The organism is Streptomonospora nanhaiensis, assembly GCF_013410565.1.
GTDB classification, from domain to species: Bacteria; Actinomycetota; Actinomycetes; order Streptosporangiales; family Streptosporangiaceae; genus Streptomonospora; species Streptomonospora nanhaiensis.
Window position 1 is genome coordinate 2,951,872 of sequence record NZ_JACCFO010000001.1, and the last position, 26,166, is coordinate 2,978,037.

Genomic DNA, 26,166 nt, shown 5'->3' on the forward strand with positions numbered 1-26,166 from the left:
GGCGCGCCGGGGCCCGTCGTCTCCGCTGCGGCCGTGCCGCCCAGCGCCCATCCGCCCACCAGCACCAGTGCCGCCGCCGCCCGGACGGCACGCGCCGCTCCGCGCCTGGCCGTGCTCGCCATGTCGCTCCCCACTCGGCTCCCCCTCGCCCCGAACGCATCGATCCTCAACGGGCGCGCCACCGCGCGACCGCGCGGACACGTGCGGCGAGGAAGTGCTGGCCATACCTTTGGCCGGGGATGGGCGGGGCCGGACCGGAACCGGGGGAGGCGGCGCCGCGAAGCGGACGAGAGCGGATTTTTTACCTTTCCGCGATCTGCCGCCCGCGGACCGCCGGCCGCGCCGGGACGGGGCGCCTGACGTGCGCGGTCTTACCGGGGCAACCAAATGGTCTATACCCTTACCTGGGAAAATGTGCATTGGTCTGAACGCAGGACGGTCGGGATACCCCGGTTCATTGGCTACGCTGGCGGCCATGTGCGGAATCGTTGGCTACGTCGGGCCGCAACCGGCGCTCGAAGTCGTCGTGGACGGCCTCAAAAGGTTGGAGTACCGGGGTTACGACTCCGCGGGCGTCGCCGTTGTGGCCGACGGCCGGATCGAGACCGAGAAGCGCGCGGGCAAGCTCGCCAACCTCAAGGCGGCGCTGGAGGAGCACCCGCGCTCGGCCGACGGCATCGGCATCGGGCACACCCGCTGGGCCACCCACGGCGCGCCGACCGACGTCAACGCCCACCCCCACGTCGACAACGACAACCGGGTGGCCGTGATCCACAACGGCATCATCGAGAACTTCGCCTCCCTGCGCCTGGAACTGGAGGAGCGCGGCTGCAAGTTCACCTCCGAGACCGACACCGAGGTGGCCGCCCACCTGCTCGGCGAGGAGGTCAAGGCCCAGGACGGCGACCTCCCCGCCGCCATGCGGGCGGTCTGCCGCAAGCTTGAGGGCGCGTTCACCCTGGTCGCGATGTACGTCGGCCAGCCCGACCTGGTCGTGGCCGCCCGGCGCAACTCCCCGCTGGTGGTCGGCCGCGGCGACGGCGAGAACTTCCTGGCCAGCGACGTGGCCGCGTTCATCGCCCACACCCGCGACGCCGTGGAGCTGGGCCAGGACCAGGTGGTGGAGCTGCGCCGCGACTCCATCACCGTCACCGACTACGACGGCAACCCCGCCGAGGTCCGCGAGTACCACGTCGACTGGGACGCCTCCGCCGCCGAGAAGGGCGGCTACGACTACTTCATGCTCAAGGAGATCGTCGAGCAGCCGCAGGCGGTGGCCGACACCCTCCTGGGCCGCGTCGGCGTCGACGGCACCCTCACCCTGGACGAGATGCGCCTGGCGCCCTCGGAGCTGCGCGACATCGAGAAGATCGTCATCATCGCGTGCGGCACCTCCTACCACGCCGGCCTGATCGCCAAGTACGCGATCGAGCACTGGTGCCGCATCCCGTGCGAGGTCGAGGTCGCCAGCGAGTTCCGCTACCGCGACCCCATCCTGGACCGCCAGACGCTGGTCATCGCGATCTCCCAGTCGGGCGAGAGCATGGACACCCTGATGGCGGTGCGCTACGCCCGCGAGCAGCGCGCCCGCGTGCTGGCCATCTGCAACGTCAACGGCTCCACCATCCCGCGCGAGTCCGACGGCGTGCTCTACACCCACGCCGGGCCCGAGGTCGGGGTGGCCGCCACCAAGACGTTCCTCACCCAGCTGGTGGCCTGCTACCTGGTGGGGCTCTACCTCGCCCAGGTGCGCAACCTCAAGTACGGCGACGAGATCAACGCCGTCATCGAGCAGCTGGCCAACATGCCCCAGCAGGTCGAGCGGGTCCTGGACACCGTCGGCTCGGTGCGGGACCTCGCGCGGTCGCTGGCCAACGCCGATACCGTGCTGTTCCTGGGCCGCCACGTGGGCTACCCGGTGGCTCTGGAGGGCGCGCTCAAGCTCAAGGAGCTGGCCTACATGCACGCCGAGGCGTTCGCGGCCGGCGAGCTGAAGCACGGGCCGATCGCGCTGATCGAGGACGGCCTGCCGGTGGTCGTGGTGGTGCCCTCGCGCGAGGGGCGCGGGGTGCTGCACGACAAGATCGTCTCCAACATCCAGGAGATCCGCGCGCGCGGCGCACGCACGATCGTCATCGCCGAGGAGGGCGACGCCGACGTGCTGCCCTACGCCGACGAGCTGATCGAGATCCCGGCCGTGCCCACGCTGCTCCAGCCGATCGTGGCGACCATCCCCATGCAGGTGTTCGCCTGCGAGCTGGCGCTGGCCAAGGGCAACGACGTCGACCAGCCGCGCAACCTCGCCAAGAGCGTGACCGTGGAATAGGCGCGGGCGGCGGCCCCGCTCGGGGCCGCCGCCCGCCGGACACGACGAGGGGCGGACCGCGGCGGGCGGTCCGCCCCTCGTCGTGTCGGCGCCCCGGAGCACCGCTAGGGCGCCGGACGGGGCGCTCGGCGCCCTACTCGGCGGCGACGGCGAGGTCGGCCCGGACCACGCCCGCCAGGCGCTCGGCGACCTCCTGGGCGTGCGTTTCGGCGGCGGCCTCGACCATCACCCGCACCATCGGCTCGGTGCCGCTGGGCCGGATCAGCACCCGGCCGGTACCGCCCAGCTCGGCCTCCGCGGCGGCGACGGCGTCGGCCAGCGCCGCCGACGTCTTGGCGCGGGCCTTGTCCACGCCGCGCACGTTGATCAGCACCTGCGGCAGCCGCGTCATGACCTTCGCCAGCTCGGCGAGGGCCTGCCCGCGCCGGCTCATGGCGGCCAGCAGGTGCAGGCCCGTCAGCAGGCCGTCGCCGGTGGCGGCGTGCTCCAGCAGCACCACGTGGCCCGACTGCTCGCCGCCCAGCGAGAAGCTGCCCTCGCGCATGGCCTCCAGCACGTAGCGGTCGCCCACCGGGGTCTCCACCACGGCGATCCCGGCCTCCTGCATGGCCAGCTTCAGGCCGAGGTTGGACATCACCGTGACGACGAGCGTGTCCTTGGCCAGGCGGCCCGCCTCCTGCAGCTCCAGCGCCAGGATGCCCAGGATCTGGTCGCCGTCGACGACCGAGCCGTCGGCGGCCACCGCCAGGCAGCGGTCGGCGTCGCCGTCGTGGGCCAGGCCGGCGTCGGCGCCGTGGCGGCGCACCTCCGCCTGGAGCCGCTCCATGTGGGTGGAGCCGCAGTCGTCGTTGATGTTGAGCCCGTCGGGGGTGTCGTGGATCGCGATGACCTCGGCGCCCGCGCGGCGCAGCGCCTCGGGGGCCACCTCGGAGGCCGCGCCGTTGGCGCAGTCCACCACGACCCGCAGGCCGTCCAGGCGGTGCGGCAGGGAGTCCACCACGTGGCGGATGTAGCGCTCGGCGCCGTCGAGGGCGTCGGTGACCCGCCCGACCCCGGCGCCCACCGCACCCGGCGCGGGGTCGGCCAGCGCGGCCTCGATCTCGTCCTCGACCGCGTCGGCGAGCTTGTGCCCGCCGCGGCCGAAGAACTTGATCCCGTTGTCGGGGGCGGGGTTGTGGCTGGCCGACAGCATGACACCGAAGTCGGCGTCCAGCTCCTCGGTGAGGAAGGCGACGGCCGGCGTGGGCAGCACGCCCAGCCGGACGACGTCGACGCCGGCGCCGGCGAGTCCGGCGACCACGGCCGCCTCCAGGAACTCCCCGGAGGCCCGGGGGTCGCGGCCGACGACCGCGGTGGGGCGCGCGCCCTCGCGGGCGGCGCCGGGCAGCACCCGCGCGGCGGCCGCGGACAGCTCCAGCGCCAGCTTGGCGGTGAGGTCGCGTCCGGCGACCCCGCGGACTCCGTCAGTACCGAACAGCCGAGTCACGAACCAATCGCCCCTTCGTCTGGGATGGCCCTCGCGGACCGGAAGGACAGTGTCGCAGTGAGAGAACGGGGCCTGCGCGCGGACAGGGCACACCATCCCACCGGCGACGTGGTCCGCCCGCATCCCCCGCACCGGCCGGTGACCGGTGGAACGGTGGAAAAAGGTATGGCCCGCCCTGCCCCCCGCGGAGCGGGGGCGGGCGGGCCAAGACCGGATGCGCCGGCCGAACGCGGCAGCGGCATCGCGGCCGAGCGCTTTAGCGCTTGGAGTACTGCGGAGCCTTGCGGGCCTTCTTGAGACCGGCCTTCTTCCGCTCGACCTCGCGGTCGTCGCGGGTGAGGTAGCCGGCCTTCTTCAGGACCGGGCGGAAGTTCTCGGGGTCCAGCCCGGCGAGGGCGCGGGCCAGCCCGTGGCGCAGCGCGCCGGCCTGGCCGCTGGGGCCGCCGCCGTTGATCCGGGCGAAGACGTCGTAGGCACCCTCGAGGCTCAGCGCGACCAGGGGCTCCTTGATGAGCTGCTGGTGCACCTTGTCCGGGAAGTAGGCCTCCAGCGGCTTGCCGTTGATACGCCACTCGCCGGAGCCCGGCAGGATGCGCACGCGCGCGATCGCCGTCTTGCGGCGACCCGTGCCGGAGCCGGGGCCGGCGGCGGTGGGGACGTACCCCGCACCGGCGGACTCGGGGGTCTCGGTGGTGTACTCGGCGGGGAACTCCTCGGAGTTCTCCTCGGTTGCCACGTCTTCGATACCGGTGGGCTCGACCACGGTTCTCCTCGTACTTCCTTCAGGTCTCGCGAACGCCTAGGCGGGCTGCTGGATCTTCTTCATCTCGTAGGGCACCGGCTGCTGGGCCTGGTGCGGGTGCTCCGCGCCGGCGTACACCTTGAGCTTCTTGGCCATCTTGCGGCCGAGGGAGCCCTTGGGGAGCATGCCCTTGACGGCCTTCTCGATGGCGCGCTCGGGGTACTTCTCAAGCAGGTCGCCGTAGGCCACGGAACGCAGACCGCCGGGGTAGCCGGAGTGCCGGTAGGCGCGCTTCTGCTGGAGCTTGTCACCGGTCAGCGCCACCTTGCCGGCGTTCACGATGATCACGAAGTCGCCGGTGTCGATGTGGGGCGCGTAGTAGGTCTTGTGCTTGCCTCGGAGCAGCGTGGCGACGTGGGCGGCCAGCCGGCCGAGCACGACATCGCTGGCGTCGATGACGTGCCACTGACGCTGGACATCGCTGGGCTTAGGGCTGTATGTGCGCACGATCGTAAGCCTTCGTCTCAGTCGGCGGGGCCCATCCCCGCGAACGGAGATGGAAAACTCGAATTACTGGTCCGGCTGCCGCGCCTGCGCGGGCGGTCAGCCGACGGGTGAGTGCGGACGATGATGCGTGATCGGCGCCCAAGTGGATGGTCTGGGAACCCACGGCAACTCAACGCACAACGACGGAATATTCTATCGGCCGGGCGCACCCCTGGTCAAAACGACCGATGATCATACACTCGATCGTGTCTGAACCCGCAGCGGCACGGCGACGCGTGAATACTCCACATCTCATTATGCCTTGCCCGGGGAGTGCTTTGGCCGTACCACCTGCGCGCGGCGCCGGAACACCGCTCCACACGGGCCCACACCGGACCGGAGGATCCATGACATAAGGCCCCCCTCGCCCCGAACCGGGCGCTACAGTCGGATAGGACGCGGTCGCGCCCGCCGCGACGGGCCGCACGCCCCCGAGCACCCGCCCGCCCACCGCGCCCGGGGCCGGCGCGGCGCTCCGCCGCGGCGACGGGCTATCCTCTGCCGGCACCCTCGACCGGTCCGGACCACAGGACGGACCACCCGGCACCCGCCCGCTCCACCCCGCGCCCGCGCCCCGGCCCCGACGGCGCCCCGACCGACCGCGGCCCACCGGTCCGCGGCGCCCGGCCCCGCCCGCGCCGAACCCGCCCACCCCCGCCCAGGACATCCTCCGGAGTACCGCCATCGCACCGCATCCGAATGAGCCGAACGACGGCCGCCCCGGCCCTGACGGCCGGCCCGAAGCGCGGCACACCGCCGCGACCCCGGAGTCCGCGGAGCGGACCCGCGGCCCGCAGCCGCCGCTCCACCCCGCGCCCGCGGCGGGAGAGGGAGACCTCCTGGGCGGCCCCGCGCCCGGCCAGGCGCCGCCCGGCGGCTTCCCGACCATGCCGCTGACCGGCGGGCCGATCGCCGGCCCGCCGCACGCGGGCCCCTCCGGTCCCCAGGCCGCCTACGGCGCGGCGCCCTCCGGCGGCCAGGTGCCGCCCTTCGGACCCGGCCCGGACGCGGCCGCCGGCCCGCCGCGCCCCGCCAACGGCGCCCCCGCGATCCCCGGTCTGCCGGCGGCCCCGACCGGCGGCCCGCACAGCCCGCTCGGCGCGCCGGGGACCGCTCCGCGCCCGCCCCACCCGCCCGCCGGCCCCCAGCAGCCCAGCGGCGGGCAGCGGCCGCTCTCCGACCTCGGGCACCAGGGGCCCGGCCGCCCCGGGCAGCCTCCGCAGCCCGGGGACGCGCCCGGGCCCGGCCCGCAGACCCCCTACCGGATCCCCACCGGCGGCCAGCCCGCGCACCCGGCGGCCGGGCCCTCCGGGCCGCAGGCCCCCCAGCGCCCGGCCACGGGCGGCCAGCACGCCATGTCGGGCCCGCAGCAGTCCTTCCAGGGCGGACCGCCCACCGGCGGCCCGGCCCCGGTGCCGCCGTCCCCCTCGGGTCCGCACTCCCCCTACCGGGTGCCCACCGGCGGCGGGCCGTCCATGGCCCCCGGAGCGCCGCGCAGCGGCCCCCAGGCCCCCGGCGGCCCGCAGGGCGCGCCCGGTCCCCAGGCCGCACCGCAGGGCGCCCCGCCGACCGGCCCGCAGGGCCGCCCCGTCCCGCCGGGCCGCCCCCCGCAGCCGGGGCAGCCGGTCCCCCAGGGCCACCCCGGAGCACCCGGACCCGGCGTGCCGCCCACCGGCCCGCACCCCGGCCGACCGCCGCAGGCCGCGCTGCCCCAGCTCCCGAGCCTGCCCGCCGCGCCCGGCGCCCGGCCCGGCGCCGGACCGGGCGCCCCCGGGCAGCAGCGCCCGCCGCAGCCGCCGCCCGGCGCCGTCCCCGGCGCGGCCGGAGCCGCCGCGGCGGGCATGGGCGCGCCCACCGGTCCGCGCCCGCCCATGGGCGCACCGCAGCAGCCGCCCGCCGGGGGCATGGGCCCGCAGGGCCACCCCCAGCGGCCGCCCGGCCCCCAGGGCCCGCCGCCCAACCCCAACCAGCCGCTCCAGGGGCGCGTCGTGGCGCCGGGCACGCCCACGCCCGCCGACGTCGAGGAGGAGCCGCTCTTCCCCGCCGACGCGGGCGCCCAGACCCAGAACATCAACGCGGTCGCCGACGAGGACGCCACCCAGGCGATCAACAAGGTCGACGACGAGTTCGGCGGCCGCCCGATGTTCCGCGACGACGCCGCACCGCGCCGCAGGGGCGGCTCCACCACCGCCGAGATCGACCTGTCGGCCATCGCCGACGACGATGACGACGACTACGGCGAACGCTCCCGCATGCCGCGCGTGCTCATGATGGCCGCCGGGTTCCTCGTGCTGCTCCTGGTGGCGGGCGGCGGCGCGTTCTTCCTGGCCACCGGAGGCCTCGGCGGCTCCGGCGGCGAGTCGGCCGACGCCCCCGACACCCCGGCGACCCTGGAGACCGGCGACCTGTTCCCCAACTCCGTCGAGGTCGCGGGCGAGCCCTACACGCTGAGCATCACCGACGACACCGACGCGTGCGACACCGCCGCCCACGGCGACTACGGCGGGGTCCTCACCGACAACAACTGCCAGCAGATCGTGCGGGCCACCTACGTCAACGAGGACCAGACCACGGCCGTCACGGTGGGCATCGCCGCGATGGGCAGCCCCGACGAGGCGCAGAGCGCCCAGGACGCCCAGGACCTCGGGGCGGCCCAGTGGTTCGCCGGCCTCCAGGGCGAGGAGGGCAGCGGCGCCGAGCGCATGGACATCGCCGGCGGCCACGGCGCGGGCGCCCGCTGGGGCCCCTACCTGCTGTTCTCCCTGGCCGCGGGCAGCGACGGCCGCGTGAACGAGAGCCGCGCGGAGCAGATGGCCGAGATCAGCGAGGGGTTCCTGGAGGTCCCCCTGGAGTCGCTCGGCGAGCAGTCCGCCTGACGCCTGCGTCCGACGTGCCCCCGGCGCCGCTCCGGCACCGGGGGCACACGTGTCAGCGGCCCCGGCCGGCCGGGCGCCCCCGCGGGCTCAGGCCTTCGGCGCGGCGGACAGGGTGCGGACGCGGCGGGTGGCCCTGGCCCGGGCCGCCAGCTCCCCGGGCGGGGGGTAGCGGACCTCCTCCAGGGTGAGTCCGTGCGGCGGGATCACGTGCACGCCGGAGTCGCGGACCCCGGCCGCCAGCACCCGGCGCGGCCAGTCCGGCTCCCGCCGGCCCTCGCCCACCGCCAGCAGCGCGCCCACCAGGGCGCGCACCATGTTGTGGCAGAACGCGTCGGCCTGGACGGTCGCGGTGTACAGGTGCTCCGCCTCCACCGCCCAGTCCAGCCGCAGCAGCTCGCGCACGGTCGTGGCGCCCTCGCGCCTGCGGCAGTAGGCGGCGAAGTCGTGCTCGCCCAGCAGCGCGGCGGCGGCCTCGTTCATGCGGTCGACGTCGAGGGGGCGCCGGTTCCACAGCACGTGCCGCCGCAGCAGCGGGTCGACGCCCCCGGGGGCGTCGCTCACGCGGTAGGCGTAGCGGCGGTACAGCGGCGAGAACCGGGCGTCGAAGCCCTCCGGCGCGGCCGCCACCGCGCGCACCCGCACGTCGGGCGGCAGCACGCCCGCCAGGCGGCGCAGCAGCCGGTCCGCCTCCGCCGCCCACACCGGCGCGGGGACGTCCAGGTGCGCCACCTGGCCGCGGGCGTGCACCCCGGCGTCGGTGCGTCCCGCCACGGTCAGCCGGGGCGACTCCAGCCGCAGCACGCGCGCCAGGGCGGCCTCAAGCTCGCCCTGGACGGTGCGCCGCCCCGGCTGGTCGGCCCAGCCGGAGAAGTCGGTCCCGTCGTAGGAGATGTCCAGCCGCAGCCGCACCACGGGGCCGCCGGCGCCCTCCCGGGGCCCGCCGTGCTCCGCCGCCGTGTCCGCGTCCATCCTCGCCTCCGCAGGCCTGTCGTGATCCGGCCGCCCCGCCGGGCGCCGGCCGCGCCGCGCCCGTGCGCGGCCCCTCCGGGCGCTCCCGGCATGCTTCTCGCACCGCCGGCGCCCCCAACGCAAGCGGTGCCCGGCCCCACCGGGACCGGGCACCGCACACGCGACCGCGCGCCGGCCCCGAACCGACCGGCCGCGCGCCGCACCTCGCGCCGCGTTACGCCGCGCGCTACTTCTTGTCGCCGGAGTCCTCGTCCTTGGCCGACTCCTCCGCGTCGGCCTTGGCCTCGGCGGTGTCGTCGGCCGCGGCCGCGTCGTCGGCGCCCTGGGCCTGCTCCTGGGCCGGGACCTCCTGCTCGGCGGTCTCGGAGGTGGCGGCGGACTCGGTGGCCTGCTCGCTCTCCTCGCCCGCGCGGCGGGTGGCGGCCGGCGGGGTCGCCGGGCCGGCCTCGACCAGCTCGATCACGGCCATGGGGGCGTTGTCGCCCTTGCGCGGACCGATCTTGGTGATGCGGGTGTAGCCGCCGGGCCGGTTCTCGTAGCGCGGGCCGATCTCGGTGAACAGCTCGTGCACGACCGCCTTGTCGGTGATCTTGGCCAGCACCAGGCGGCGCGCGTGCAGGTCCCCGCGCTTGCCGAGGGTGATCAGCTTCTCGGCGTAGGGGCGCAGGCGCTTGGCCTTGGCCTCGGTGGTCTTGATGCGGCCGTGCTGGAACAGCGAGGTCGCCAGGTTCGCCAGCATGAGCCGTTCGTGTGCCGGCCCGGCACCCAGACGGGGCCCCTTCGTTGGCGTGGGCATTGTGGTTCTCCTAGTGGTGCGGTCCCCCGCGGCGTGTTCCCGTACGCGGCGGGGGGCCTTGGGCGGCGAAGGCGGTCTCCCGGCCTTCTGAGGTCTGCAAGCTTCTAGTACTGCTCGGTCTCGACGAAGGCGTCGTCTTCCTCGTCGGAGCCGTACGAGTCGGCCGCGCTGCTGGGGTCGAACCCGGGCGGGGAGTCCTTGAGGGACAGGCCCATGTCGATCAGCTTCTGCTTGACCTCTTCGATGGACTTCGCGCCGAAGTTGCGGATGTCCAGCAGGTCCTGCTCGGAGCGGGCCACCAGTTCGCCGACGCTGTGGATGCCCTCGCGCTTGAGGCAGTTGTAGGACCGCACCGTGAGGTTGAGGTCCTCGATCGGCAGCGCGAGGTCGGCGGCCAGGGCGGCGTCCGTCGGGGACGGACCCATGTCGATGCCCTCGGCGTCGACGTTCAGCTCCCGGGCCAGGCCGAACAGCTCGACCAGCGTCTTACCCGCACTGGCGACGGCGTCGCGCGGGCGGATGCTCGGCTTGGTCTCGATGTCCACGATGAGCCGGTCGAAGTCGGTGCGCTGCTCGACACGCGTGGCCTCGACCTTGTAGGTGACACGCAGCACCGGCGAGTAGATCGAGTCGATCGGGATGCGGCCGATCTCCTGCCCCGGCTGCTTGTTCTGCGTCGCCGAGACGTAGCCGCGGCCGCGCTCGACCGTCAGCTCCATCTCCAGCTTGCCCTTGCTGTTGAGGGTGGCGATGTGGAGGTCGGGGTTGTGCACCTCGACGCCCGCCGGCGGCGCGATGTCGGCGGCGGTGACCACACCGGGGCCCTGCTTGCGCAGGTACATCAGGACCGGCTCGTCGTGCTCGGAGCTGACGACCAGGCCCTTGAGGTTGAGGATGAGCTCGGTGACGTCTTCCTTGACACCCGGCACGGTGGTGAACTCGTGCTCGACGCCCTCGATGCGGATGCTGGTGACCGCCGCCCCCGGGATGGAGGACAGCAGCGTGCGCCGCAGCGAGTTGCCGATGGTGTACCCGAAGCCCGGCTCCAGCGGTTCGATCACGAACTTGGACCGGAACTCGCCGAGGCTCTCCTCGGACAGCGTGGGACGCTGAGCGATCAACATGGTCGGTGTTTCCTTTCCCCGGGCCGCCCGCTATATGACGGCCACTGAGCGGGTCCCGCGGCCGCGGGACCCGGTGTCACCCGCCCGCGCCCCGCCCCGCCGAGGCGGGGAGGGCGGCGCGGCGATACGCCTGCGGGTCAGACCCGGCGGCGCTTGGGCGGACGGCAGCCGTTGTGCGGAACCGGCGTGACGTCCTGGATCGAGCCGACCTCAAGGCCGGTGGCGGTGAGCGAGCGGATCGCGGTCTCGCGGCCCGAGCCCGGGCCCTTCACGAAGACGTCGACCTTGCGCACCCCATGCTCCTGGGCGCGGCGCGCGGCGGCCTCGGCGGCCATCTGCGCGGCGAACGGGGTGGACTTGCGCGAGCCCTTGAACCCGACCTGCCCGGAACTCGCCCACGAGATCACCGCGCCCGTGGGGTCGGTGATGCTCACGATGGTGTTGTTGAACGTGCTCTTGATGTGAGCGTGCCCGTGGGCGATGTTCTTCTTTTCCTTGCGGCGCACCTTGCGCGCTGCGCCCTGACGGCCCTTAGGCGGCATACCTGAAAACTCCCAAGATCATCGGTCCGATGGCGGAAACCGGGCGGCGGGCGGCGTGCGCGAAGGGGCAGCGGCCGCCCCGCCCGGACCGGACTACTACTTCTTGCCGACCTTCTTCTTGCCGGCCACGGTCTTCTTCTTGCCCTTGCGGGTGCGCGCGTTGGTCTGCGTGCGCTGCCCGTGCACCGGGAGCCCGCGACGGTGGCGGATGCCCTGGTAGCAGCCGATCTCCATCTTGCGGCGGATGTCGGCCTGGACCTCGCGCCGGAGGTCACCCTCGACCTGGTAGTTGCCGTCGATCCACTCGCGGAGCTTGACGAGCTCGTCCTCGCTCAGCTGGTGGACGCGGGTCTGCGGGTTCACACCGGTGTTCTTCAGGGTCTCGACGGCGCGGGTGCGGCCGATCCCGTAGACGTAGGTAAGAGCGATCTCCACCCGCTTGTCGCGGGGGAGGTCGACGCCGGCAATGCGTGCCATATGGGCGAACTCCTCACATATCTGCGGAGGTGGTTCCCGTCCCATTGCCCTCTCGTCGCCCAATCGACGAGGCCCCGGCCTCCGACCGGGGGTTCTCCCGTCCGCATGCGGCGCGCATGGGGCGGAAGCGGGACAGGATCTTCGCGGTTGCCGCCGCATCGGGCCCGGGACGGGCGTGCGGCATCTCGTCCGCCGGCGCGGGCGCCGGCGCACTTCATCTCAGGCGTGCAAGAACGTGCGCAGCGAGGGCGGTGCGGTCTGCTAGCCCTGGCGCTGCTTGTGGCGCGGGTCCGAGCAGATGACCATGATCCGGCCGTGGCGGCGGATCACTCGGCACTTCGCGCAGATCTTCTTGACGCTCGGCTTGACCTTCATAGTGGCTCCGAACTCATGGAACTCGTCCGGCCCCGTGGCCGCCGGCGCGCGACCGGCGACGTTCGGCGGACTACTTGTAGCGGTAAACGATGCGTCCGCGAGTGAGGTCGTACGGACTCAGCTCCACGACCACGCGGTCGTCGGGAAGGATGCGGATGTAGTGCATCCGCATCTTGCCGCTGATGTGGGCAAGGACCTTGTGCCCGTTGTCGAGCTCCACTCGGAACATAGCGTTGGGTAGGGACTCGATAACGGAGCCCTCGATCTCGATGGCGCCGTCTTTCTTAGCCATATCCTCCACCGGAACACCCCGCGCGGGCGCGGGGGAACATACGTAATGACCCGGGCAGGTCGCCCGGGATCTGCTGAAGCTAGGTGAACTGCTAACACTGAGAAATCAGGTCAACTGCAACAGCATACGCGCGAGGACCGCACGGACGCGACAAAGGCAGCCCGACCCAACAGCCCGAGTGTGGGCCCACCCAGTCTACCTGTTCGCCCGCGTGCTGCCGACACGCCCGGCCGGGGGTGCGCGGGCCGCCGGAGCGCGGCACGGGGGTCGGGCGGCGGAGACGTTCTAGGGCCGGCCGCTCGGGCCGCCCTGGCCGCCGCGGTCGGTGGCCGCCAGCGCCACGGTGATGAAGCCCAGCACGATCCCCCAGGGTCCCAGCACCCAGAGGAACCACGGATAGCCCTCGGTTGTTCCGGTGGCGAACAGGATCAGCCAGATGGTGAAGCACAGGACGTTCACCCCCGCCCACATCGCCCACGGGATGGCGAGCGCGGGGTCGCGCAGCACGCCCGCGGCGCCCAGCGGCGGCGGCTTGGGCGGGTCGGCCGGGAGGTCGGCGAGGTCGTGCTCGGGGAGGTCCTCGGTGAGCGGAACGAGGTCGCCCAGGACGCGGGCCTTGTAGGCGCGCTCCAGCCGGGTGCTGAACTCGTCGCTGTCGAGCCGCCCCTGGGCGAAGTGCTCCTGGAGCAGCTTCGCGACGCGGTCGCGGTCGGCGTCCGAGGCCCGGACTTCGGGCGAGGACTCGGACATCGCGCACCTTCCTAACCGGAGTGGCCGAAGACTCCTATGTCCGAACGCGGGCCGGACCCGCACCCGCGTCCCCTATCGTAGGCCACTCCGCCCGCCCGCGGACCGGTTCGCCCGGCCCGCGAAGGCCGCCCCGCCGCCCCCGGCCGGCCGCCCCCGGTCCGCCGCGCGGGCCGGGCGCCGGCCGCCGGCTAGAACCCGGGGTCGGGCCAGCCCAGCTCGGCGATCCGCGCGCGGTTCTCCTCGCGGGCGGTCAGCACCAGGGGGCCCTGCGCGGTGATGGCCACCGAGTGCTCGAAGTGCGCCGAGCGCGCGCCGTCGCGGGTGACCACGGTCCAGCCGTCCTCCAGCTGGAGCACGTGGCGGGTGCCGGCGTTGGCCATCGGCTCGATCGCCAGGCACATGCCCTCGACCAGCTCGATCCCCTTGCCGCGCCGCCCGTAGTTGAGCACGTGCGGGTCCATGTGCATCTCGGTGCCGATGCCGTGGCCGCCGTACTCCTGGACGTTGCCGAACCGGCCGCGCGAGCGCAGGCAGCCGTCGATGGCGGCCCCGACGTCGCCCAGGCGGTTGCCCGGCCGCAGCTCGGCGATGCCGGCCCACATGGACTCCTCGCACGCCTCCAGCAGCCGGGCGTCCTCGGGGCGGGCCTCGCCGACGGCCACCGTGATGGCGGAGTCGCCGTGCCAGCCGTCGAGGATGGCGCCGCAGTCGATGGAGATCAGGTCGCCCTCGGCGAGCACCTTGTCGGCGCGCGGGATGCCGTGCACGACCTCCTCGTTCACCGACGCGCAGATGGAGCCGGTGAACCCGTGGTAGCCCTTGAACGACGGCACCGCGCCGGCGCCGCGGATGGACTCCTCGGCGATCGCGTCGAGGTCGAGCGTGCTGACCCCCGGCCGCACCGCGGAACGCAGCAGGTCGAGGGTGCGCGCCACCACCTTGCCCGCCTCGCGCATCCTCGCGATCTCGGCGGGGGTCTTGAGCTGCACGGCAGGGTCGGACCTGCGGAACATCAGGAGCCGTTCCGCAGGGCGGCCTTGGCGCGCGCGGTGACCTCGTCGACCGGTCCGGTGGCCTCGATGGTCACCAGGATGCCCTCGTTGGCGTAGAAGGACACCAGCGGCTCGGTCTGCTCGTGGTAGACGTCCAGGCGGTGCCGGACGACCTCCTCGCGGTCGTCCTCGCGCTGGAACAGCTCCCCGCCGCAGACGTCGCACACGTCCTCGGTCGCGGGCGGGTCGTAGACCACGTGCTGCACGTTGTTGCAGTTGCGGCACGACCGGCGGCCCGACAGCCGCTTGACAATCTCCTCCTCGTCGACCTTCAACTCCAGGACGGCGTCGAGCCGCTCCCCCAGGTCGTCGAGGATCTTGTTGAGGGTCTCGGCCTGCGCGACGTTGCGCGGGAACCCGTCGAGCAGGAATCCGCCCTGGGCGTCCTGCTGGGCCAGGCGGTCGCGGACCATCGCGTTGGTGACCTCGTCGGGGACGAGGTCGCCGCGGTCCATGTAGGCCTTGGCCTGCTTACCTAGTTCTGTGCCGCCGCTCACGTTGGCACGGAAGATGTCGCCTGTGGACACCTTCGGGATGGACAATTCGGACGCCAGGATCTGGGCCTGGGTGCCTTTACCGGCACCCGGAGGACCCACCAATACGGCACGCACTATCGCAAGAAACCTTCGTAGTTCCGCTGCTGGAGATGGCTCTCGATCTGTTTCACCGTGTCCAGCCCGACACCGACCATGATCAGGATGCTCGTCCCGCCGAACGGGAAGTTCTGCATCGCGCCGGAGGCTCCGAGCGCGACCATCGGCAGGAGGGCGATCACCGCCAGGTAGAGCGAACCGGGAGTCGTCAGCCGGGTCAACACGTGGTCGAGGTACTCGGCGGTCGGACGCCCGGGCCGGATACCCGGGATGAACCCACCGTACTTCTTCATGTTGTCGGCGACTTCAGCGGGGTTGAACGTGATGGACACGTAGAAGAACGCGAACCCGATGATCAGCAGGAAGAACGTGGCCATGTACACGGGGTGCGTGCCGGTCACGAAGTAGGTGTTGAGGAACTCGACGACCGGGTTGGTCGACTCCGGGCCGATCAGGCCCACCGCGAGCTGCGGGAGGTACAGCAGCGATGTCGCGAAGATCACCGGGATGATGCCGGCCTGGTTGACCTTCAGCGGGATGTAGGTGGAGGTGCCGCCGTACATGCGCTTGCCGACCATGCGCTTGGCGTACTGCACCGGGATGCGGCGCTGGGCCTGCTCGATGAACACCACGCCGGTGATGAGCACCAGGCCCGCCACGCAGATGAGCGCGAAGACCCAGGTCTCCTGCTCCTGGAAGATGGTGGTCATGCCCGAGGGGAAGCCCGCCACGACCGTGGTGAAGATCAGCAGCGACATGCCGTTGCCCACGCCGCGCTCGGTGATCAGCTCGCCGAACCACATGATGACACCGGTGCCGGCGGTCATCACGACGACGATGGTGACCAGGGTCAGCGGGTCCTGGTTGGGCATGTAGCTGCTGACCGGGATCTGCCCCTGGAACAGCTGCCCGGTGCGCGCCATGGCCACGATGCTGGACGCCTGAAGCACCGCCAGGGCCAGGGTGAGGTAGCGCGTGTACTGGGTGATCTTGCCCTGCCCGGCCTGGCCCTCCTTCTTGAGGGCCTCCAGCCGCGGGATGACCACCGTCAGCAGGTTGATGATGATGCTCGCGGTGATGTAGGGCATGATGCCCAGCGCGAACACCGCCAGCTGGAACAGCGCGCCGCCGCTGAAGACGTTGAGCAGCGTGAAGACCCCGGTGGAGTCCTGCGCCTGCACCGCCTCAAGCTGCTCCCTGATGGCCGCGGAGTTGATACCCGGTGCCGGGATGACCGCGCCCAGCCGGAAGATGGTCAGGATGAACAGCGTAAACAGCAGCTTGTTACGCAGGTCAGGCGTGCGGAACGCACGGACGAACGCACCTAGCACGTCTCCTCCTGCGAGGTTTCGGCGGCGGAACCGGTTCCAGACATCGCGGCCGATCCTGAATCGTCGTAGATCGTCAGGCCGGGGCGCGGCCCCGGCGCTGTGAGGTCGTCGGTCAAGCAGTATCGCACTGTAACAGCCAATCGCAGGGGGATGCGGTTGCCCGAGGTAACTCCGGGTCACGTCTGGTGTCCGTACCGTGTCCGGGCGACGGCGCCTCGGGCGTGGTACCGAACCTACCTCAACCCCCGGCCGAACGCGCGGGGGCGCCCGCCGGTTCCCGCCCAGAGGGCGGGCCGGCGAGCGCCCGAACACGCGCGACGGGAGCGGAGTCCCTACCGCTCGGTGACGCTGCCACCGGCCGCGGTGATCTTCTCCTTGGCCGAGGCGGAGAACGCGTCCGCGGTGACCTGGACGGCCACCGAGATCTCGCCCTCGCCCAGGACCTTGACGGGCTGGTTCTTGCGGACCGCGCCCTTGGCGACCAGGCTCTCGACGGTGACCTCGCCGCCCTCGGGGAACAGCTCGCTCAGCCGGTCGAGGTTCACCACCTGGTAGGTGGTCTTGAACCGGGCGTTGCTGAAGCCCTTGAGCTTGGGGATCCGCCGGATCAGGGGCATCTGGCCGCCCTCGAAGCCGAACGGCACCGTGGAGCGGGCCTTGGTGCCCTTGGTGCCGCGGCCCGCGGTCTTGCCCTTGGACGCCTCGCCGCGACCCTTGCGGGTCTTGGCCTTGTTGGAGCCCGGAGCCGGCCGCAGGTGGTGCAGCTTCAGCGGCTCGTCGGGCGTGTAGTCGCTCATTCGTCGACCTCCTCGACGCTCACGAGGTGCGCGACGACGTTGATCTGCCCGCGGACCGAGGGGCTGTCCTCACGCACCACGGACGAGCCGATCTTCCGCAGTCCCAGCGACCGCAGGCTGTCGCGCTGCTTCTGCTTCCCGCCGATCTTGGACCGGACCTGGGTGATCTTCAGCTTGTTCGCCATGCTCAGGCACCCGCCTTCGCCTCGGCGCGGGCGCGCAGCATCGCGGCCGGGGCCACGTCCTCGATGGGCAGACCGCGGCGGGCCGCGATCTCCTCGGGCTGGTTGAGGTCCTTGAGCGCCGCGACCGTGGCGTGCACGATGTTGAGCGGGTTGGAGGACCCCAGGGACTTGCTCAGCACGTCGTGGATACCGGCGCACTCCAGCACGGCGCGCACCGGACCGCCGGCGATAACACCGGTACCGGGCGCGGCCGGGCGCAGCAGCACCACGCCGGCGGCCTCCTCGCCCTGGACCCGGTGCGTGATCGTGCCCTGGATGCGGGGGACGCGGAAGAAGTTCTTCTTCGCCTCCTCGACACCCTTGGCGATGGCGGCGGGGACCTCTTTGGCCTTCCCGTAGCCGACGCCGACCATGCCGTTGCCGTCGCCGACAACCACCAGGGCGGTGAAGCTGAAGCGCCGACCACCCTTGACGACCTTGGCGACCCGGTTGATGGTCACGACCTTCTCGATGTAGGAGACACCCTTGTCTGCGGCGCCGCCGCGGCGATCGTCACGGCGGTCACGCCGCTCGCCACCGGCGCCGCGCCGCGGAGCTGCAGCCATCAGTGGTTCCTCTTCCCGTTGGTGAAAATGCTTGCGACCGGGCTCATCAGAACTCCAGTCCGCCGGCGCGCGCGCCGTCGGCCAGCGCGGCGACGCGGCCGTGGTACTGGTAGCCGCCGCGGTCGAAGACGACCGCCGAGATGTCGGCGGCCTTCGCGCGCTCCGCCAGGAGCTCGCCGACCTTGCGGGACTTCTCGGTCTTGGTGCCCTCGCTGTCGCGGATGTCGCGGTCCAGCGTGGAGGCCGCCACCAGCGTGTGGTGGCGGGTGTCGTCGATGATCTGGGCGACCATGTGCTTGGAGGAGCGGAACACCACCAGGCGCGGACGCTCCGGCGTGCCCGAGACCTTCTTGCGGACCCGAAGGTGGCGGCGCGCACGGGAAGCCGCGCGCTTGGCCGTCCCCCTGCGGACCAGCGTCGTGCTCTTACCCATGACTACTTACCAGCCTTTCCGGCCTTGCGGCGGATGAACTCGCCCTGGTAGCGAACGCCCTTGCCCTTGTACGGGTCGGGCTTGCGCAGGTTGCGAATGTTCGCGGCGACCTGACCCACGAGCTGCTTGTCGATGCCCTCGACGTGCAGCAGGGTCGGCTTCTCGACGCGGAAGGTGATCCCCTCCGGGGGCTCGACCACCACGGGGTGGCTGTAGCCCAGCGAGAACTCCAGGTTCGAGCCCCTGGCCTGGACGCGGTAACCCACACCGTGGATCTCCAGCGTCTTGCTGTAGCCCTTGGAGACACCCTCGATCAGGTTGGCGATCAGGGCGCGGGTAAGGCCGTGCAGCGACCGGTTGTCCGGCTTGTCGTCGGGCCGCTGGACGCGGATGACGCCGTCCTCCAGCTGCACCGTGATGGGCTCGGCGACCGTGTTCTTCAGTTCGCCCTTGGGACCCTTGACCCTGACGTCCTGCCCGTCGATGGTGACCTCGACGCCCTTGGGGACCTCGATCGGGAGTCGTCCGATGCGCGACATGTCGAAATCCCTCCCTCTACCAGACGTAGGCGAGGACTTCGCCGCCCACGCCGCGCTTCTTGGCCTGCTTGTCGGTCATCAGACCGCCGGACGTCGAGATGATGGCGATACCGAGACCGCCCAGGACGCGCGGAAGGTTGTCCTTCTTCGCGTACACGCGCAGACCGGGCTTGGACACCCGGCGCACGCCCGCGATGGAGCGCTCGCGCGTGGGCCCGTACTTCAGGTCGACGACGAGGTTCTGGCCGACCGCGGCCTCCTCGGTGCGCCAGCCCTGGACGAAGCCCTCCTGCTGGAGGATCTCGGCGATGTGCGCCTTGATCTTGGAATACGGCATGGTCACGGTGTCGTGATATGCCGAATTCGCGTTACGCAGACGCGTCAGCATGTCTGCGATCGGGTCGGTCATCGTCATGGCCGATAGGCCCTTCCTCACCGCGGTTTCCCCAAGGACAGGTCCCTCCCTGCGGACCTGTTCCCGTGCGGCTGCACGGGTTCCTCTAGGACCTACGGCGTGGTCATGGGCACCTCTCCGGCTCGGCCGGCGGGTGCCCTGTCGGTTTTGGTGTGTTCGTTGTGGCGGGGGTGCGGCGCGTGAGAGGACGCACCGCGAGGAGCCGTCCCGCGCGCTCCGCGGCGGCCGTGCCATAGGCGGCCGCGCGCGGCACGCCCGGGCCGACGATCAGCGCTCGTCGGCCCGTGGGCGTAGGCGAAGGGGCTACCAGCTCGACTTGGCGATACCGGGAAGCTCGCCGCGGTGGGCCATCTCGCGGAAGCAGATGCGGCACAGGCCGAACTTCCGGAAGACGGCGCGCGGACGACCGCACCGCGAGCAACGAGTATACGCGCGAACCGCGAACTTCGGCTTCCGGTTCGCCTTGGCGATCAGTGCTTTCTTGGCCATAGGTCTCCCCTAGGACTCCTTGAAGGGGAAACCGAGCCGCTTCAGCAGGCTGCGCCCCTCGTCGTCGTTGGTCGCCGAGGTGACGACCGTGATGTCCATGCCGCGCTGGCGGTCGACCTTGTCGGGGTCGATCTCGTGGAACATGACCTGCTCGGTCAGCCCGAACGTGTAGTTGCCGTTGCCGTCGAACTGCTTCGGCGACAGCCCGCGGAAGTCGCGGATGCGCGGCAGCGCGAGCGACAGCAGCCGGTCGAGGAACTCCCACATGCGGTCGCCGCGCAGCGTGACGCTGGCGCCGATCGGCTGGCCCTCGCGCAGCTTGAACTGCGCGATGGACTTCTTGGCGCGGTTGATGCGCGGCTTCTGGCCGGTGATCAGCGACAGGTCGGAGACCGCACCCTGGATCAGCTTGGCGTCGCGCGCGGCGTCGCCAACGCCCATGTTCACCACGATCTTGACAAGACCGGGGGTCTGCATGACGTTCTTGATCCCGAACTCCTCGCGGATCGCCGCAGCGATCTCGGAGCGGTACTTCTCCTTCAGCCGCGGAACCGGCGGCGCGGCGGTCTCAGTCTGGGCCGTCATCAGATGTCCTTACCGGTACGGCGGGAGATCCGGACCTTGGTACCGTCTTCGTCGAAGCGGTAACCCACCCGGGTCGGCTTGCCGTCCTCCACGATCGCGACGTTGCTCACGTGGATCGGCGCCTCCTTGGTGACGACCTCGCCCTGCTGGCCGCTCGCCGGATTCGCCCTCTTGTGCTTCTTGATGAGGTTGACGCCCTCGACGACGACACGCTGCTCCCGGGGAAGGGCCTTGATGACCTTCCCGGTGGCACCCTTGTCCTTGCCGGCGATGACGATGACCTCGTCGTCCTTCTTGATCTTCATCGCCTAGAGCACCTCCGGCGCTAGCGAGATGATGCGCATGAACTTCTTGTCCCGCAGCTCGCGCCCGACCGGGCCGAAGATGCGGGTGCCGCGCGGGTCCCCACCGTCCTTGATGAGCACGGCGGCGTTCTCATCGAAGCGGATGTAGGAGCCGTCGGGCCGGCGGCGCTCCTTGGAGGTGCGCACGATAACGGCCTTGACGACATCGCCCTTCTTCACGCCCGCGCCGGGAAGGGCGTCCTTCACCGTCGCCACGATGGTGTCGCCGATGCCCGCGTAGCGCCGACCCGAGCCACCGAGGACACGGATGGTCAGGATCTCCTTGGCCCCCGTGTTGTCGGCGACCTTGAGTCGCGACTCCTGCTGAATCACGTCTGCTCCTGATATTCGCGCGCGACCGGCCTCCCGGTCCGCGCTGCTAGGTGGTCACACCCCTTGGGCGGCCGATCTCCACCAACCGGCCGCCACAGGGGTTACTTCGCCTTCTCCAGGATCTCCACGACGCGCCAGCGCTTGGTCGCGGACATCGGACGGGTCTCCATCAGGCGAACCCGGTCACCGACGCCGCAGGAGTTCGCCTCGTCGTGGGCCTTGTACTTGGTGGTGCGGCGCAGGACCTTGCCGTAAAGCGCGTGCTTCACGCGGTCCTCGACCTCGACAACGACGGTCTTCTCCATCTTGTCGCTGACGACGTAGCCCTCGCGCACCTTGCGGTAGTTGCGCCCCGAGCCCTGGGTGGTCTCGCTCATTCGGCTGCTTCCTTCGTCTCCTCAGCCGACTCTCCGGCCAGCGGCATGATCCCCAGCTCGTGCTCGCGCATGACCGTGTAGATCCGAGCGATCTCGCGCTTCACGGTGCGCAGACGGCCGTGGTTGTCCAGCTGCCCGGTGGCGGCCTGGAAGCGGAGGTTGAACAGCTCCTCCTTCGCCTCCTTGAGCTTGCCGACCAGGTCCTCGAGGGACTCGTTCCGCAGCTCTTGGGCGGTCAGGGACTTGGCCATCACGCCTCCACTTCGCGCTTCACGAACTTGCACTTCATCGGAAGCTTGTGCATCGCGCGACGCATGGCTTCCTTGGCCACCGGCTCCGGCACGCCCGACAGCTCGAACATGACGCGGCCCGGCTTGACCGGGGCGACCCACCACTCGGGGGAGCCCTTACCGGAACCCATGCGGGTCTCGGCCGGCTTCTTGGTGATGGGGCGGTCGGGGAAGATGTTGATCCAGACCTTGCCGCCACGCCGGATGTGCCGGGTCATGGCGATACGCGCGGCCTCGATCTGCCGGTTGGTGACGTAGGCGGCGTCCAGGGCCTGGATGCCGTACTCACCGAAGTTGACCTTCGTGCCGCCCTTGGCCCGCCCCTTCAGGCTGGGGTGGTGCTGCTTGCGGTACTTGATCTTGCGGGGAATGAGCATGGTCAGCTCCCCTCGTTCCCGGAGTTGTCGGCACCCTGGCCGGCCCCGGCCGGTGCGCCGGACTTCGCCTCGGCCGCCTGGCCCTGGCCGCCCTGCGGACCGCCCTGGCCGCCGCGGCGGCGCCGCTGCGGACGCTCGCGGCGCTGGCCGCCGGCACCGCCGGGGGCGCGCTGCGCCGCCTGGGCGGCCTCGCGCTCGGCGCGGGTGGCCGGGGCGTCGCCCTTGTAGATCCACACCTTCACGCCGATGCGGCCGAAGGTGGTGCGGGCCTCGAAGAAGCCGTAGTCGATGTCGGCGCGGAGCGTGTGCAGGGGCACGCGGCCCTCGCGGTAGAACTCCGACCGGGACATCTCGGCACCGCCGAGGCGGCCGCCGCACTGGATGCGGATGCCCTTGGCACCGCTCTTCATGGCACTCTGCATGGCCTTGCGCATGGCCCGCCGGAACGCGACTCGGCTGGAAAGCTGCTCGGCCACACCCTGAGCGACGAGCTGGGCGTCGATCTCGGGGTTCTTGACCTCAAGGATGTTGAGCTGGACCTGCTTCTTGTTGGTCAGCTTCTCCAGGTCTGCGCGGATGCGGTCGGCCTCCGAGCCGCGGCGGCCGATGACGATGCCCGGCCGGGCGGTGTGGATGTCGACGCGGACGCGCTCACGGGTGCGCTCGATCTCGACCTTGGAGATCCCGGCGCGCTCCATGCCGCGGTTCAGCATCCGGCGGATGGCCACGTCTTCCTTGACGTAGTCCTTGTACAGCTTGTCGGCATACCACCGGGTCTTGTAGTCGGTGGTGACACCGAGTCGGAACCCGTGCGGGTTGACCTTCTGCCCCACTATCGGGTCCTCTCCTTCGTCTTGGACGACGACGTCTTGGACGACGAGGCGGCGTCACGCGGCTCAACGACCACGGTGATGTGGCTCGTCCGCTTGGTGACCCGGAACGCGCGGCCGAAGCCCCGCGGCCGGATGCGCTTCAGGGTCGGACCCTCGTCCACCCAGGCGCCACCGACCACCAGATTCTCGCGGTCCAGCTTGTCGTTGTGCTCGGCATTGGCGATGGCGCTCGCGAGCACCTTGCCCACCGGCTCGCTCGCCGCCTGGGGCGCGAACCGGAGCACCGCCTGTGCCTCGTCAGCGGGCAACCCGCGAATAAGGTCCACCACACGGCGGGCCTTTCGGGGCGTAACACGGACGAACCGTGCCTGTGCCCTCGTTCCCATCGCTTTTCCCTCGCTCACGGAAATCAGCCCCCACTCACCGTGGGGAGATTGGCTTTTACTCCTCATCGCAACCGCTAGCGGCGGCTGCGCCGGTCTTCCTTGACGTGGCTGCGGAAAGTGCGCGTGGGAGCGAACTCGCCGAGCTTGTGACCGACCATGGCCTCGGTGATGAACACCGGGATGTGCGTCTTGCCGTTGTGGACGGCGATCGTGTGGCCGATCATCTCAGGGACGATCATGGACCGGCGCGACCACGTCTTGATGACGTTCTTGGTGCCCTTTTCGTTCTGCTCCTCCACCTTCTTCATGAGGTGGTCGTCGACGAACGGGCCCTTCTTCAGGCTACGTGGCATCGGACGTGCTCCTTACCGCTTCTTCTTGCTACGCCGACGCACGATGAGCCGGTCACTGTCCTTCTTCGGCTTGCGGGTCCGCCCCTCGGGCTTGCCCCACGGGCTGACCGGGTGCCGGCCGCCCGAGCTCTTGCCCTCGCCACCGCCGAGCGGGTGGTCGACCGGGTTCATCGCCACACCGCGGACCGAGGGGCGCTTGCCGCGCCAGCGGTTGCGGCCGGCCTTGCCCCAGTTGATGTTGGACTGCTCGGCGTTGCCGACCTGGCCCACCGTCGCGCGGCAGGTGACGAGCACCTGCCGCATCTCGCCGGAGGGCATGCGCAGCGTGGCGTAGTTGCCCTCCTTGGCCAGCAGCTGGATCTGCGAGCCGGCGGAGCGGCCCAGCTTGGCGCCGCCGCCCGGCTTCAGCTCGACCGCGTGCACGAACGTACCCGTGGGGATGTTGCGCAGCGGGAGGCAGTTGCCGGGCTTGATGTCGGCGCCGGGGCCGTTCTCGATCCGCTGGCCCTGCTGGATGCCGGTCGGGGCGAGGATGTAGCGCTTCTCCCCGTCGACGTAGTGCAGCAGCGCGATCCGCGCGGTCCGGTTCGGGTCGTACTCGATGTGCGCGACCTTGGCGGGAACCCCGTCCTTGTCGTGCCGGCGGAAGTCGATCACCCGGTAGGCCCGCTTGTGGCCGCCGCCCTGGTGGCGCGCGGTGATGCGGCCCTGGCCGTTGCGCCCGCCCTTGGAGTGCAGCGGACGCACCAGCGACTTCTCCGGGTGGGAGCGCGTGATCTCGACGAAGTCGGCCACGCTGGAGCCGCGGCGACCTGGTGAGGTCGGCTTGTACTTACGAATGCCCATCTTCTTCGCGCATTCCTTTGCGTGTTTCTCTGGCGGTCAGCCCTGCGGGGCACCGCCGCGGGGACGGTGCGGTGTCCTAGACGCCGAAGATGTCGATCCGGTCGCCCTCGCGCAGGCTGACGATCGCGCGCTTGGTGTCAGGACGCTTGCCGTAACCGAACCGGGTGCGCTTGCGCTTGCCCTGCCGGTTGATCGTGTTCACGTTGGTGACCTTCACGTCGAAGATCTTCTCCACCGCGATCTTGATCTGCGTCTTGTTGGCCGTGGGCTGCACCAGGAACGTGTACTTGTTCTGGTCCATGAGCCCGTAGCTCTTCTCGGAGATCACCGGCTCGATGATGATGTCCCGAGGGTCGGGGATCCTCACTGGTCCTCCTCCTGAGCCTCCGCGGCCCGGGCGCCGCCCTGGGCGTGGGCCACGAACTCGTCGTAGCCGCGCTCGGTGAAGACGATGTCGTCGGCGCGCAGGACGTCGTAGGTGTTCACCTGGTCGGCGTCGAGGATGTGCACCTCGGGGAGGTTGCGCAGCGCCGTCCGGTTGTGGTGGTCGTCGCGGTCCAGGACCACGAGCACCTTGGTGGACTCGGTGATGCCGCGCAGCGCCTTCAGAGCGGTCTTGGTGCGCTGGCTGGTGACGTCCTCGCCCAGGAACTCGCTGATGATGTGGACGCGGTTGTGGCGGGCGCGGTCGGAGAGCGCGCCGCGCAGGGCCGCGGCCTTCATCTTCTTGGGCGTGCGCTGGCTGTAGTCGCGCGGCTTGGGGCCGTGGACGACGCCGCCGCCGGTGAACTGCGGCGCGCGGGTCGAGCCCTGGCGGGCCCGGCCGGTGCCCTTCTGGCGGTACGGCTTCTTGCCGCCGCCGCGGACCTCGCCGCGGGTCTTGGTCGAGTGCGTGCCCTGGCGGGCGGCGGCCTGCTGGCCGTTCACGACCTGGTGCATCAGCGGGATGTTGACCTTCTGGTCGAAGATCGACTCCGGCAGTTCGACGCTGCGGCCGGCCTTGCCCTCGGGGCTCTTCACCTCAACGGTGGTGGCCATGGTTACTTGTCCCCCTTCACGGCGGTGCGGACGAGCACCAGCCCGCCGTTGGGGCCGGGCACGGCGCCCTTGACCAGGATCAGGCCCTTGTCCGCGTCCACGGAGTGGACGGTCAGGTTCTGGACGGTCGTGCGCGCGTTGCCCATGCGCCCCGCCATCCGCAGGCCCTTGAACACGCGGCCGGGCGTGGCGCAGCCGCCGATGGAGCCGGGCGAGCGGTGCTTGCGCTGGGTACCGTGCGTGGCGCTGAGGCCGCGGAACCCGTGGCGCTTCATGACGCCGGCGTAGCCCTTGCCCTTGCTCTTGCCGGTCACGTCGACCAGCTGGCCGGCCTCGAACGCCTCGGCGGTGACCTCCTGGCCGAGCTGGTACTCGGTGGCGTCGGTGGTGCGGACCTCGACGTAGTGGCGGCGCGGGGTCAGATCGTGCTTGCGCAGGTAGTCGCCGAGGGGCTTGTTCACCTTGCGCGGGTTGATCTTCCCGTAGCCGAGCTGGATGGCGGAGTAGCCATCGGTATCCGGAGTGCGGACGCGCGTCACAACGCACGGACCGGCCTTCAGGACAGTCACGGGCACGATCCTGCCCGCGTCGTCGAAGACCTGGGTCATGCCGAGCTTCTCGCCCAGAACTCCCTTGATCTGCTTGGTGGCCATGTCAGTGCGTC

Annotated in this window: 36 protein-coding genes; 2 read left to right on the forward strand and 34 right to left on the reverse strand. The window is 71.2% G+C overall.

Features of this window, described 5'->3' with window-relative positions:
* The first annotated feature begins 475 nt into the window (after positions 1–475).
* Complete coding sequence (glmS, locus tag HNR12_RS12690) at positions 476–2,326, forward strand: glutamine--fructose-6-phosphate transaminase (isomerizing) (protein ID WP_179767683.1); 1,851 nt, start codon at positions 476–478, stop codon at positions 2,324–2,326.
* 133 nt (positions 2,327–2,459) lie between these two features.
* On the opposite strand, the gene glmM is transcribed toward glmS, so the two are convergent.
* From glmM to rplM, 3 genes are all read right to left on the reverse strand, one after another.
* Positions 2,460–3,812, reverse strand: coding sequence for a phosphoglucosamine mutase (gene glmM, locus HNR12_RS12695; RefSeq protein WP_179767684.1), 1,353 nt, complete (start codon positions 3,810–3,812; stop codon positions 2,460–2,462).
* Positions 3,813–4,068: 256 nt separating this feature from the next.
* The gene (rpsI, locus tag HNR12_RS12700; protein ID WP_179767685.1) at positions 4,069–4,575 is read right to left on the reverse strand and encodes a 30S ribosomal protein S9; all 507 of its coding nucleotides are present in this window, start codon (positions 4,573–4,575) and stop codon (positions 4,069–4,071) included.
* 36 nt (positions 4,576–4,611) lie between these two features.
* Positions 4,612–5,061 carry a 50S ribosomal protein L13 gene (gene rplM, locus HNR12_RS12705; protein WP_179767686.1) on the reverse strand — a complete coding sequence of 150 codons (450 nt, stop codon included), beginning with the start codon at positions 5,059–5,061 and terminating at the stop codon, positions 4,612–4,614.
* Positions 5,062–5,987: 926 nt separating this feature from the next.
* On the opposite strand from rplM, the gene HNR12_RS28455 reads away from it, so the two are divergent.
* The gene (locus HNR12_RS28455) at positions 5,988–7,976 is read left to right on the forward strand and encodes a hypothetical protein (protein ID WP_246425068.1); all 1,989 of its coding nucleotides are present in this window, start codon (positions 5,988–5,990) and stop codon (positions 7,974–7,976) included.
* An 87-nt stretch (positions 7,977–8,063) separates the two neighbouring features.
* Here the strand turns inward: HNR12_RS28455 and truA are convergent, their stop codons facing one another.
* From truA to rplC, 31 genes are all read right to left on the reverse strand, one after another.
* Entirely contained in the window at positions 8,064–8,945 is an 882-nt protein-coding gene (truA, locus tag HNR12_RS12715; RefSeq protein WP_179767687.1) for a tRNA pseudouridine(38-40) synthase TruA, read from the reverse strand.
* Between the two features lie 226 nt (positions 8,946–9,171).
* A complete protein-coding gene (rplQ, locus tag HNR12_RS12720; protein ID WP_179767688.1) occupies positions 9,172–9,741 on the reverse strand; it encodes a 50S ribosomal protein L17 in 570 nt (189 codons plus the stop codon).
* A 104-nt stretch (positions 9,742–9,845) separates the two neighbouring features.
* Positions 9,846–10,865: a DNA-directed RNA polymerase subunit alpha gene (locus tag HNR12_RS12725; RefSeq protein ID WP_179767689.1), complete on the reverse strand. Its 1,020-nt coding sequence runs from the start codon at positions 10,863–10,865 to the stop codon at positions 9,846–9,848.
* A gap of 137 nt (positions 10,866–11,002) precedes the next feature.
* Positions 11,003–11,407 (reverse strand): 30S ribosomal protein S11, encoded by a 405-nt coding sequence (rpsK, locus tag HNR12_RS12730; RefSeq protein ID WP_179767690.1) that lies wholly within the window; start codon positions 11,405–11,407, stop codon positions 11,003–11,005.
* 96 nt (positions 11,408–11,503) lie between these two features.
* Positions 11,504–11,884: a 30S ribosomal protein S13 gene (rpsM, locus tag HNR12_RS12735; protein WP_179767691.1), complete on the reverse strand. Its 381-nt coding sequence runs from the start codon at positions 11,882–11,884 to the stop codon at positions 11,504–11,506.
* Between the two features lie 261 nt (positions 11,885–12,145).
* On the reverse strand, positions 12,146–12,259 hold the full coding sequence (gene rpmJ / locus HNR12_RS12740) for a 50S ribosomal protein L36 (RefSeq protein ID WP_017537997.1): 114 nt from the start codon (positions 12,257–12,259) through the stop codon (positions 12,146–12,148).
* Positions 12,260–12,329: 70 nt separating this feature from the next.
* The gene (gene infA / locus HNR12_RS12745; RefSeq protein WP_017593374.1) at positions 12,330–12,551 is read right to left on the reverse strand and encodes a translation initiation factor IF-1; all 222 of its coding nucleotides are present in this window, start codon (positions 12,549–12,551) and stop codon (positions 12,330–12,332) included.
* Positions 12,552–12,836: 285 nt separating this feature from the next.
* Positions 12,837–13,301 (reverse strand): DUF1707 domain-containing protein, encoded by a 465-nt coding sequence (locus HNR12_RS12750; protein WP_179767692.1) that lies wholly within the window; start codon positions 13,299–13,301, stop codon positions 12,837–12,839.
* 188 nt (positions 13,302–13,489) lie between these two features.
* A complete protein-coding gene (map, locus tag HNR12_RS12755) occupies positions 13,490–14,314 on the reverse strand; it encodes a type I methionyl aminopeptidase (RefSeq protein WP_179767693.1) in 825 nt (274 codons plus the stop codon).
* Complete coding sequence (locus HNR12_RS12760) at positions 14,314–14,964, reverse strand: adenylate kinase (protein WP_179767694.1); 651 nt, start codon at positions 14,962–14,964, stop codon at positions 14,314–14,316. The genes map and HNR12_RS12760 overlap by 1 nt, the downstream gene beginning before the upstream one ends.
* A complete protein-coding gene (secY, locus tag HNR12_RS12765; protein ID WP_179767695.1) occupies positions 14,964–16,277 on the reverse strand; it encodes a preprotein translocase subunit SecY in 1,314 nt (437 codons plus the stop codon). The genes HNR12_RS12760 and secY overlap by 1 nt, the downstream gene beginning before the upstream one ends.
* 332 nt (positions 16,278–16,609) lie before the next feature.
* Positions 16,610–17,074 (reverse strand): 50S ribosomal protein L15, encoded by a 465-nt coding sequence (rplO, locus tag HNR12_RS12770; protein WP_179767696.1) that lies wholly within the window; start codon positions 17,072–17,074, stop codon positions 16,610–16,612.
* Positions 17,071–17,259, reverse strand: a complete 189-nt coding sequence (gene rpmD, locus HNR12_RS12775) for a 50S ribosomal protein L30 (RefSeq protein WP_179767697.1) — start codon at positions 17,257–17,259, stop codon at positions 17,071–17,073. Before rpmD ends, rplO begins: the two co-directional genes overlap by 4 nt.
* Positions 17,260–17,261: 2 nt before the next feature.
* Complete coding sequence (rpsE, locus tag HNR12_RS12780; RefSeq protein ID WP_179767698.1) at positions 17,262–17,864, reverse strand: 30S ribosomal protein S5; 603 nt, start codon at positions 17,862–17,864, stop codon at positions 17,262–17,264.
* A 46-nt stretch (positions 17,865–17,910) separates the two neighbouring features.
* Positions 17,911–18,297 carry a 50S ribosomal protein L18 gene (gene rplR, locus HNR12_RS12785; protein WP_274613979.1) on the reverse strand — a complete coding sequence of 129 codons (387 nt, stop codon included), beginning with the start codon at positions 18,295–18,297 and terminating at the stop codon, positions 17,911–17,913.
* A 2-nt stretch (positions 18,298–18,299) separates the two neighbouring features.
* Positions 18,300–18,836, reverse strand: coding sequence for a 50S ribosomal protein L6 (rplF, locus tag HNR12_RS12790; RefSeq protein ID WP_179767699.1), 537 nt, complete (start codon positions 18,834–18,836; stop codon positions 18,300–18,302).
* A 16-nt stretch (positions 18,837–18,852) separates the two neighbouring features.
* Positions 18,853–19,251 (reverse strand): 30S ribosomal protein S8, encoded by a 399-nt coding sequence (gene rpsH, locus HNR12_RS12795; protein ID WP_179767700.1) that lies wholly within the window; start codon positions 19,249–19,251, stop codon positions 18,853–18,855.
* A 303-nt stretch (positions 19,252–19,554) separates the two neighbouring features.
* Positions 19,555–19,740 carry a type Z 30S ribosomal protein S14 gene (locus HNR12_RS12800; protein ID WP_179767701.1) on the reverse strand — a complete coding sequence of 62 codons (186 nt, stop codon included), beginning with the start codon at positions 19,738–19,740 and terminating at the stop codon, positions 19,555–19,557.
* Positions 19,741–19,749: 9 nt separating this feature from the next.
* On the reverse strand, positions 19,750–20,325 hold the full coding sequence (rplE, locus tag HNR12_RS12805) for a 50S ribosomal protein L5 (protein WP_179767702.1): 576 nt from the start codon (positions 20,323–20,325) through the stop codon (positions 19,750–19,752).
* Complete coding sequence (rplX, locus tag HNR12_RS12810) at positions 20,325–20,630, reverse strand: 50S ribosomal protein L24 (RefSeq protein ID WP_179767703.1); 306 nt, start codon at positions 20,628–20,630, stop codon at positions 20,325–20,327. The genes rplE and rplX overlap by 1 nt, the downstream gene beginning before the upstream one ends.
* Before the next feature lie 3 nt (positions 20,631–20,633).
* Positions 20,634–21,002: a 50S ribosomal protein L14 gene (gene rplN / locus HNR12_RS12815; RefSeq protein ID WP_017621547.1), complete on the reverse strand. Its 369-nt coding sequence runs from the start codon at positions 21,000–21,002 to the stop codon at positions 20,634–20,636.
* Between the two features lie 101 nt (positions 21,003–21,103).
* Positions 21,104–21,379, reverse strand: coding sequence for a 30S ribosomal protein S17 (gene rpsQ, locus HNR12_RS12820; RefSeq protein WP_179767704.1), 276 nt, complete (start codon positions 21,377–21,379; stop codon positions 21,104–21,106).
* A complete protein-coding gene (gene rpmC / locus HNR12_RS12825; RefSeq protein WP_179770583.1) occupies positions 21,376–21,630 on the reverse strand; it encodes a 50S ribosomal protein L29 in 255 nt (84 codons plus the stop codon). Before rpmC ends, rpsQ begins: the two co-directional genes overlap by 4 nt.
* A complete protein-coding gene (rplP, locus tag HNR12_RS12830; protein ID WP_179767705.1) occupies positions 21,630–22,046 on the reverse strand; it encodes a 50S ribosomal protein L16 in 417 nt (138 codons plus the stop codon). The genes rpmC and rplP overlap by 1 nt, the downstream gene beginning before the upstream one ends.
* A 2-nt stretch (positions 22,047–22,048) precedes the next feature.
* Positions 22,049–22,879: a 30S ribosomal protein S3 gene (gene rpsC, locus HNR12_RS12835; protein WP_179767706.1), complete on the reverse strand. Its 831-nt coding sequence runs from the start codon at positions 22,877–22,879 to the stop codon at positions 22,049–22,051.
* The gene (gene rplV, locus HNR12_RS12840) at positions 22,879–23,265 is read right to left on the reverse strand and encodes a 50S ribosomal protein L22 (RefSeq protein WP_179767707.1); all 387 of its coding nucleotides are present in this window, start codon (positions 23,263–23,265) and stop codon (positions 22,879–22,881) included. The genes rpsC and rplV overlap by 1 nt, the downstream gene beginning before the upstream one ends.
* Positions 23,266–23,339: 74 nt before the next feature.
* Complete coding sequence (gene rpsS / locus HNR12_RS12845) at positions 23,340–23,618, reverse strand: 30S ribosomal protein S19 (protein WP_179767708.1); 279 nt, start codon at positions 23,616–23,618, stop codon at positions 23,340–23,342.
* Between the two features lie 12 nt (positions 23,619–23,630).
* Entirely contained in the window at positions 23,631–24,464 is an 834-nt protein-coding gene (gene rplB / locus HNR12_RS12850; RefSeq protein WP_179767709.1) for a 50S ribosomal protein L2, read from the reverse strand.
* A gap of 76 nt (positions 24,465–24,540) precedes the next feature.
* On the reverse strand, positions 24,541–24,831 hold the full coding sequence (gene rplW, locus HNR12_RS12855) for a 50S ribosomal protein L23 (protein WP_179767710.1): 291 nt from the start codon (positions 24,829–24,831) through the stop codon (positions 24,541–24,543).
* A complete protein-coding gene (rplD, locus tag HNR12_RS12860) occupies positions 24,828–25,502 on the reverse strand; it encodes a 50S ribosomal protein L4 (RefSeq protein WP_179767711.1) in 675 nt (224 codons plus the stop codon). The genes rplW and rplD overlap by 4 nt, the downstream gene beginning before the upstream one ends.
* Before the next feature lie 2 nt (positions 25,503–25,504).
* Entirely contained in the window at positions 25,505–26,155 is a 651-nt protein-coding gene (gene rplC, locus HNR12_RS12865; RefSeq protein WP_179767712.1) for a 50S ribosomal protein L3, read from the reverse strand.
* Between the last annotated feature and the right edge of the window lie 11 nt (positions 26,156–26,166).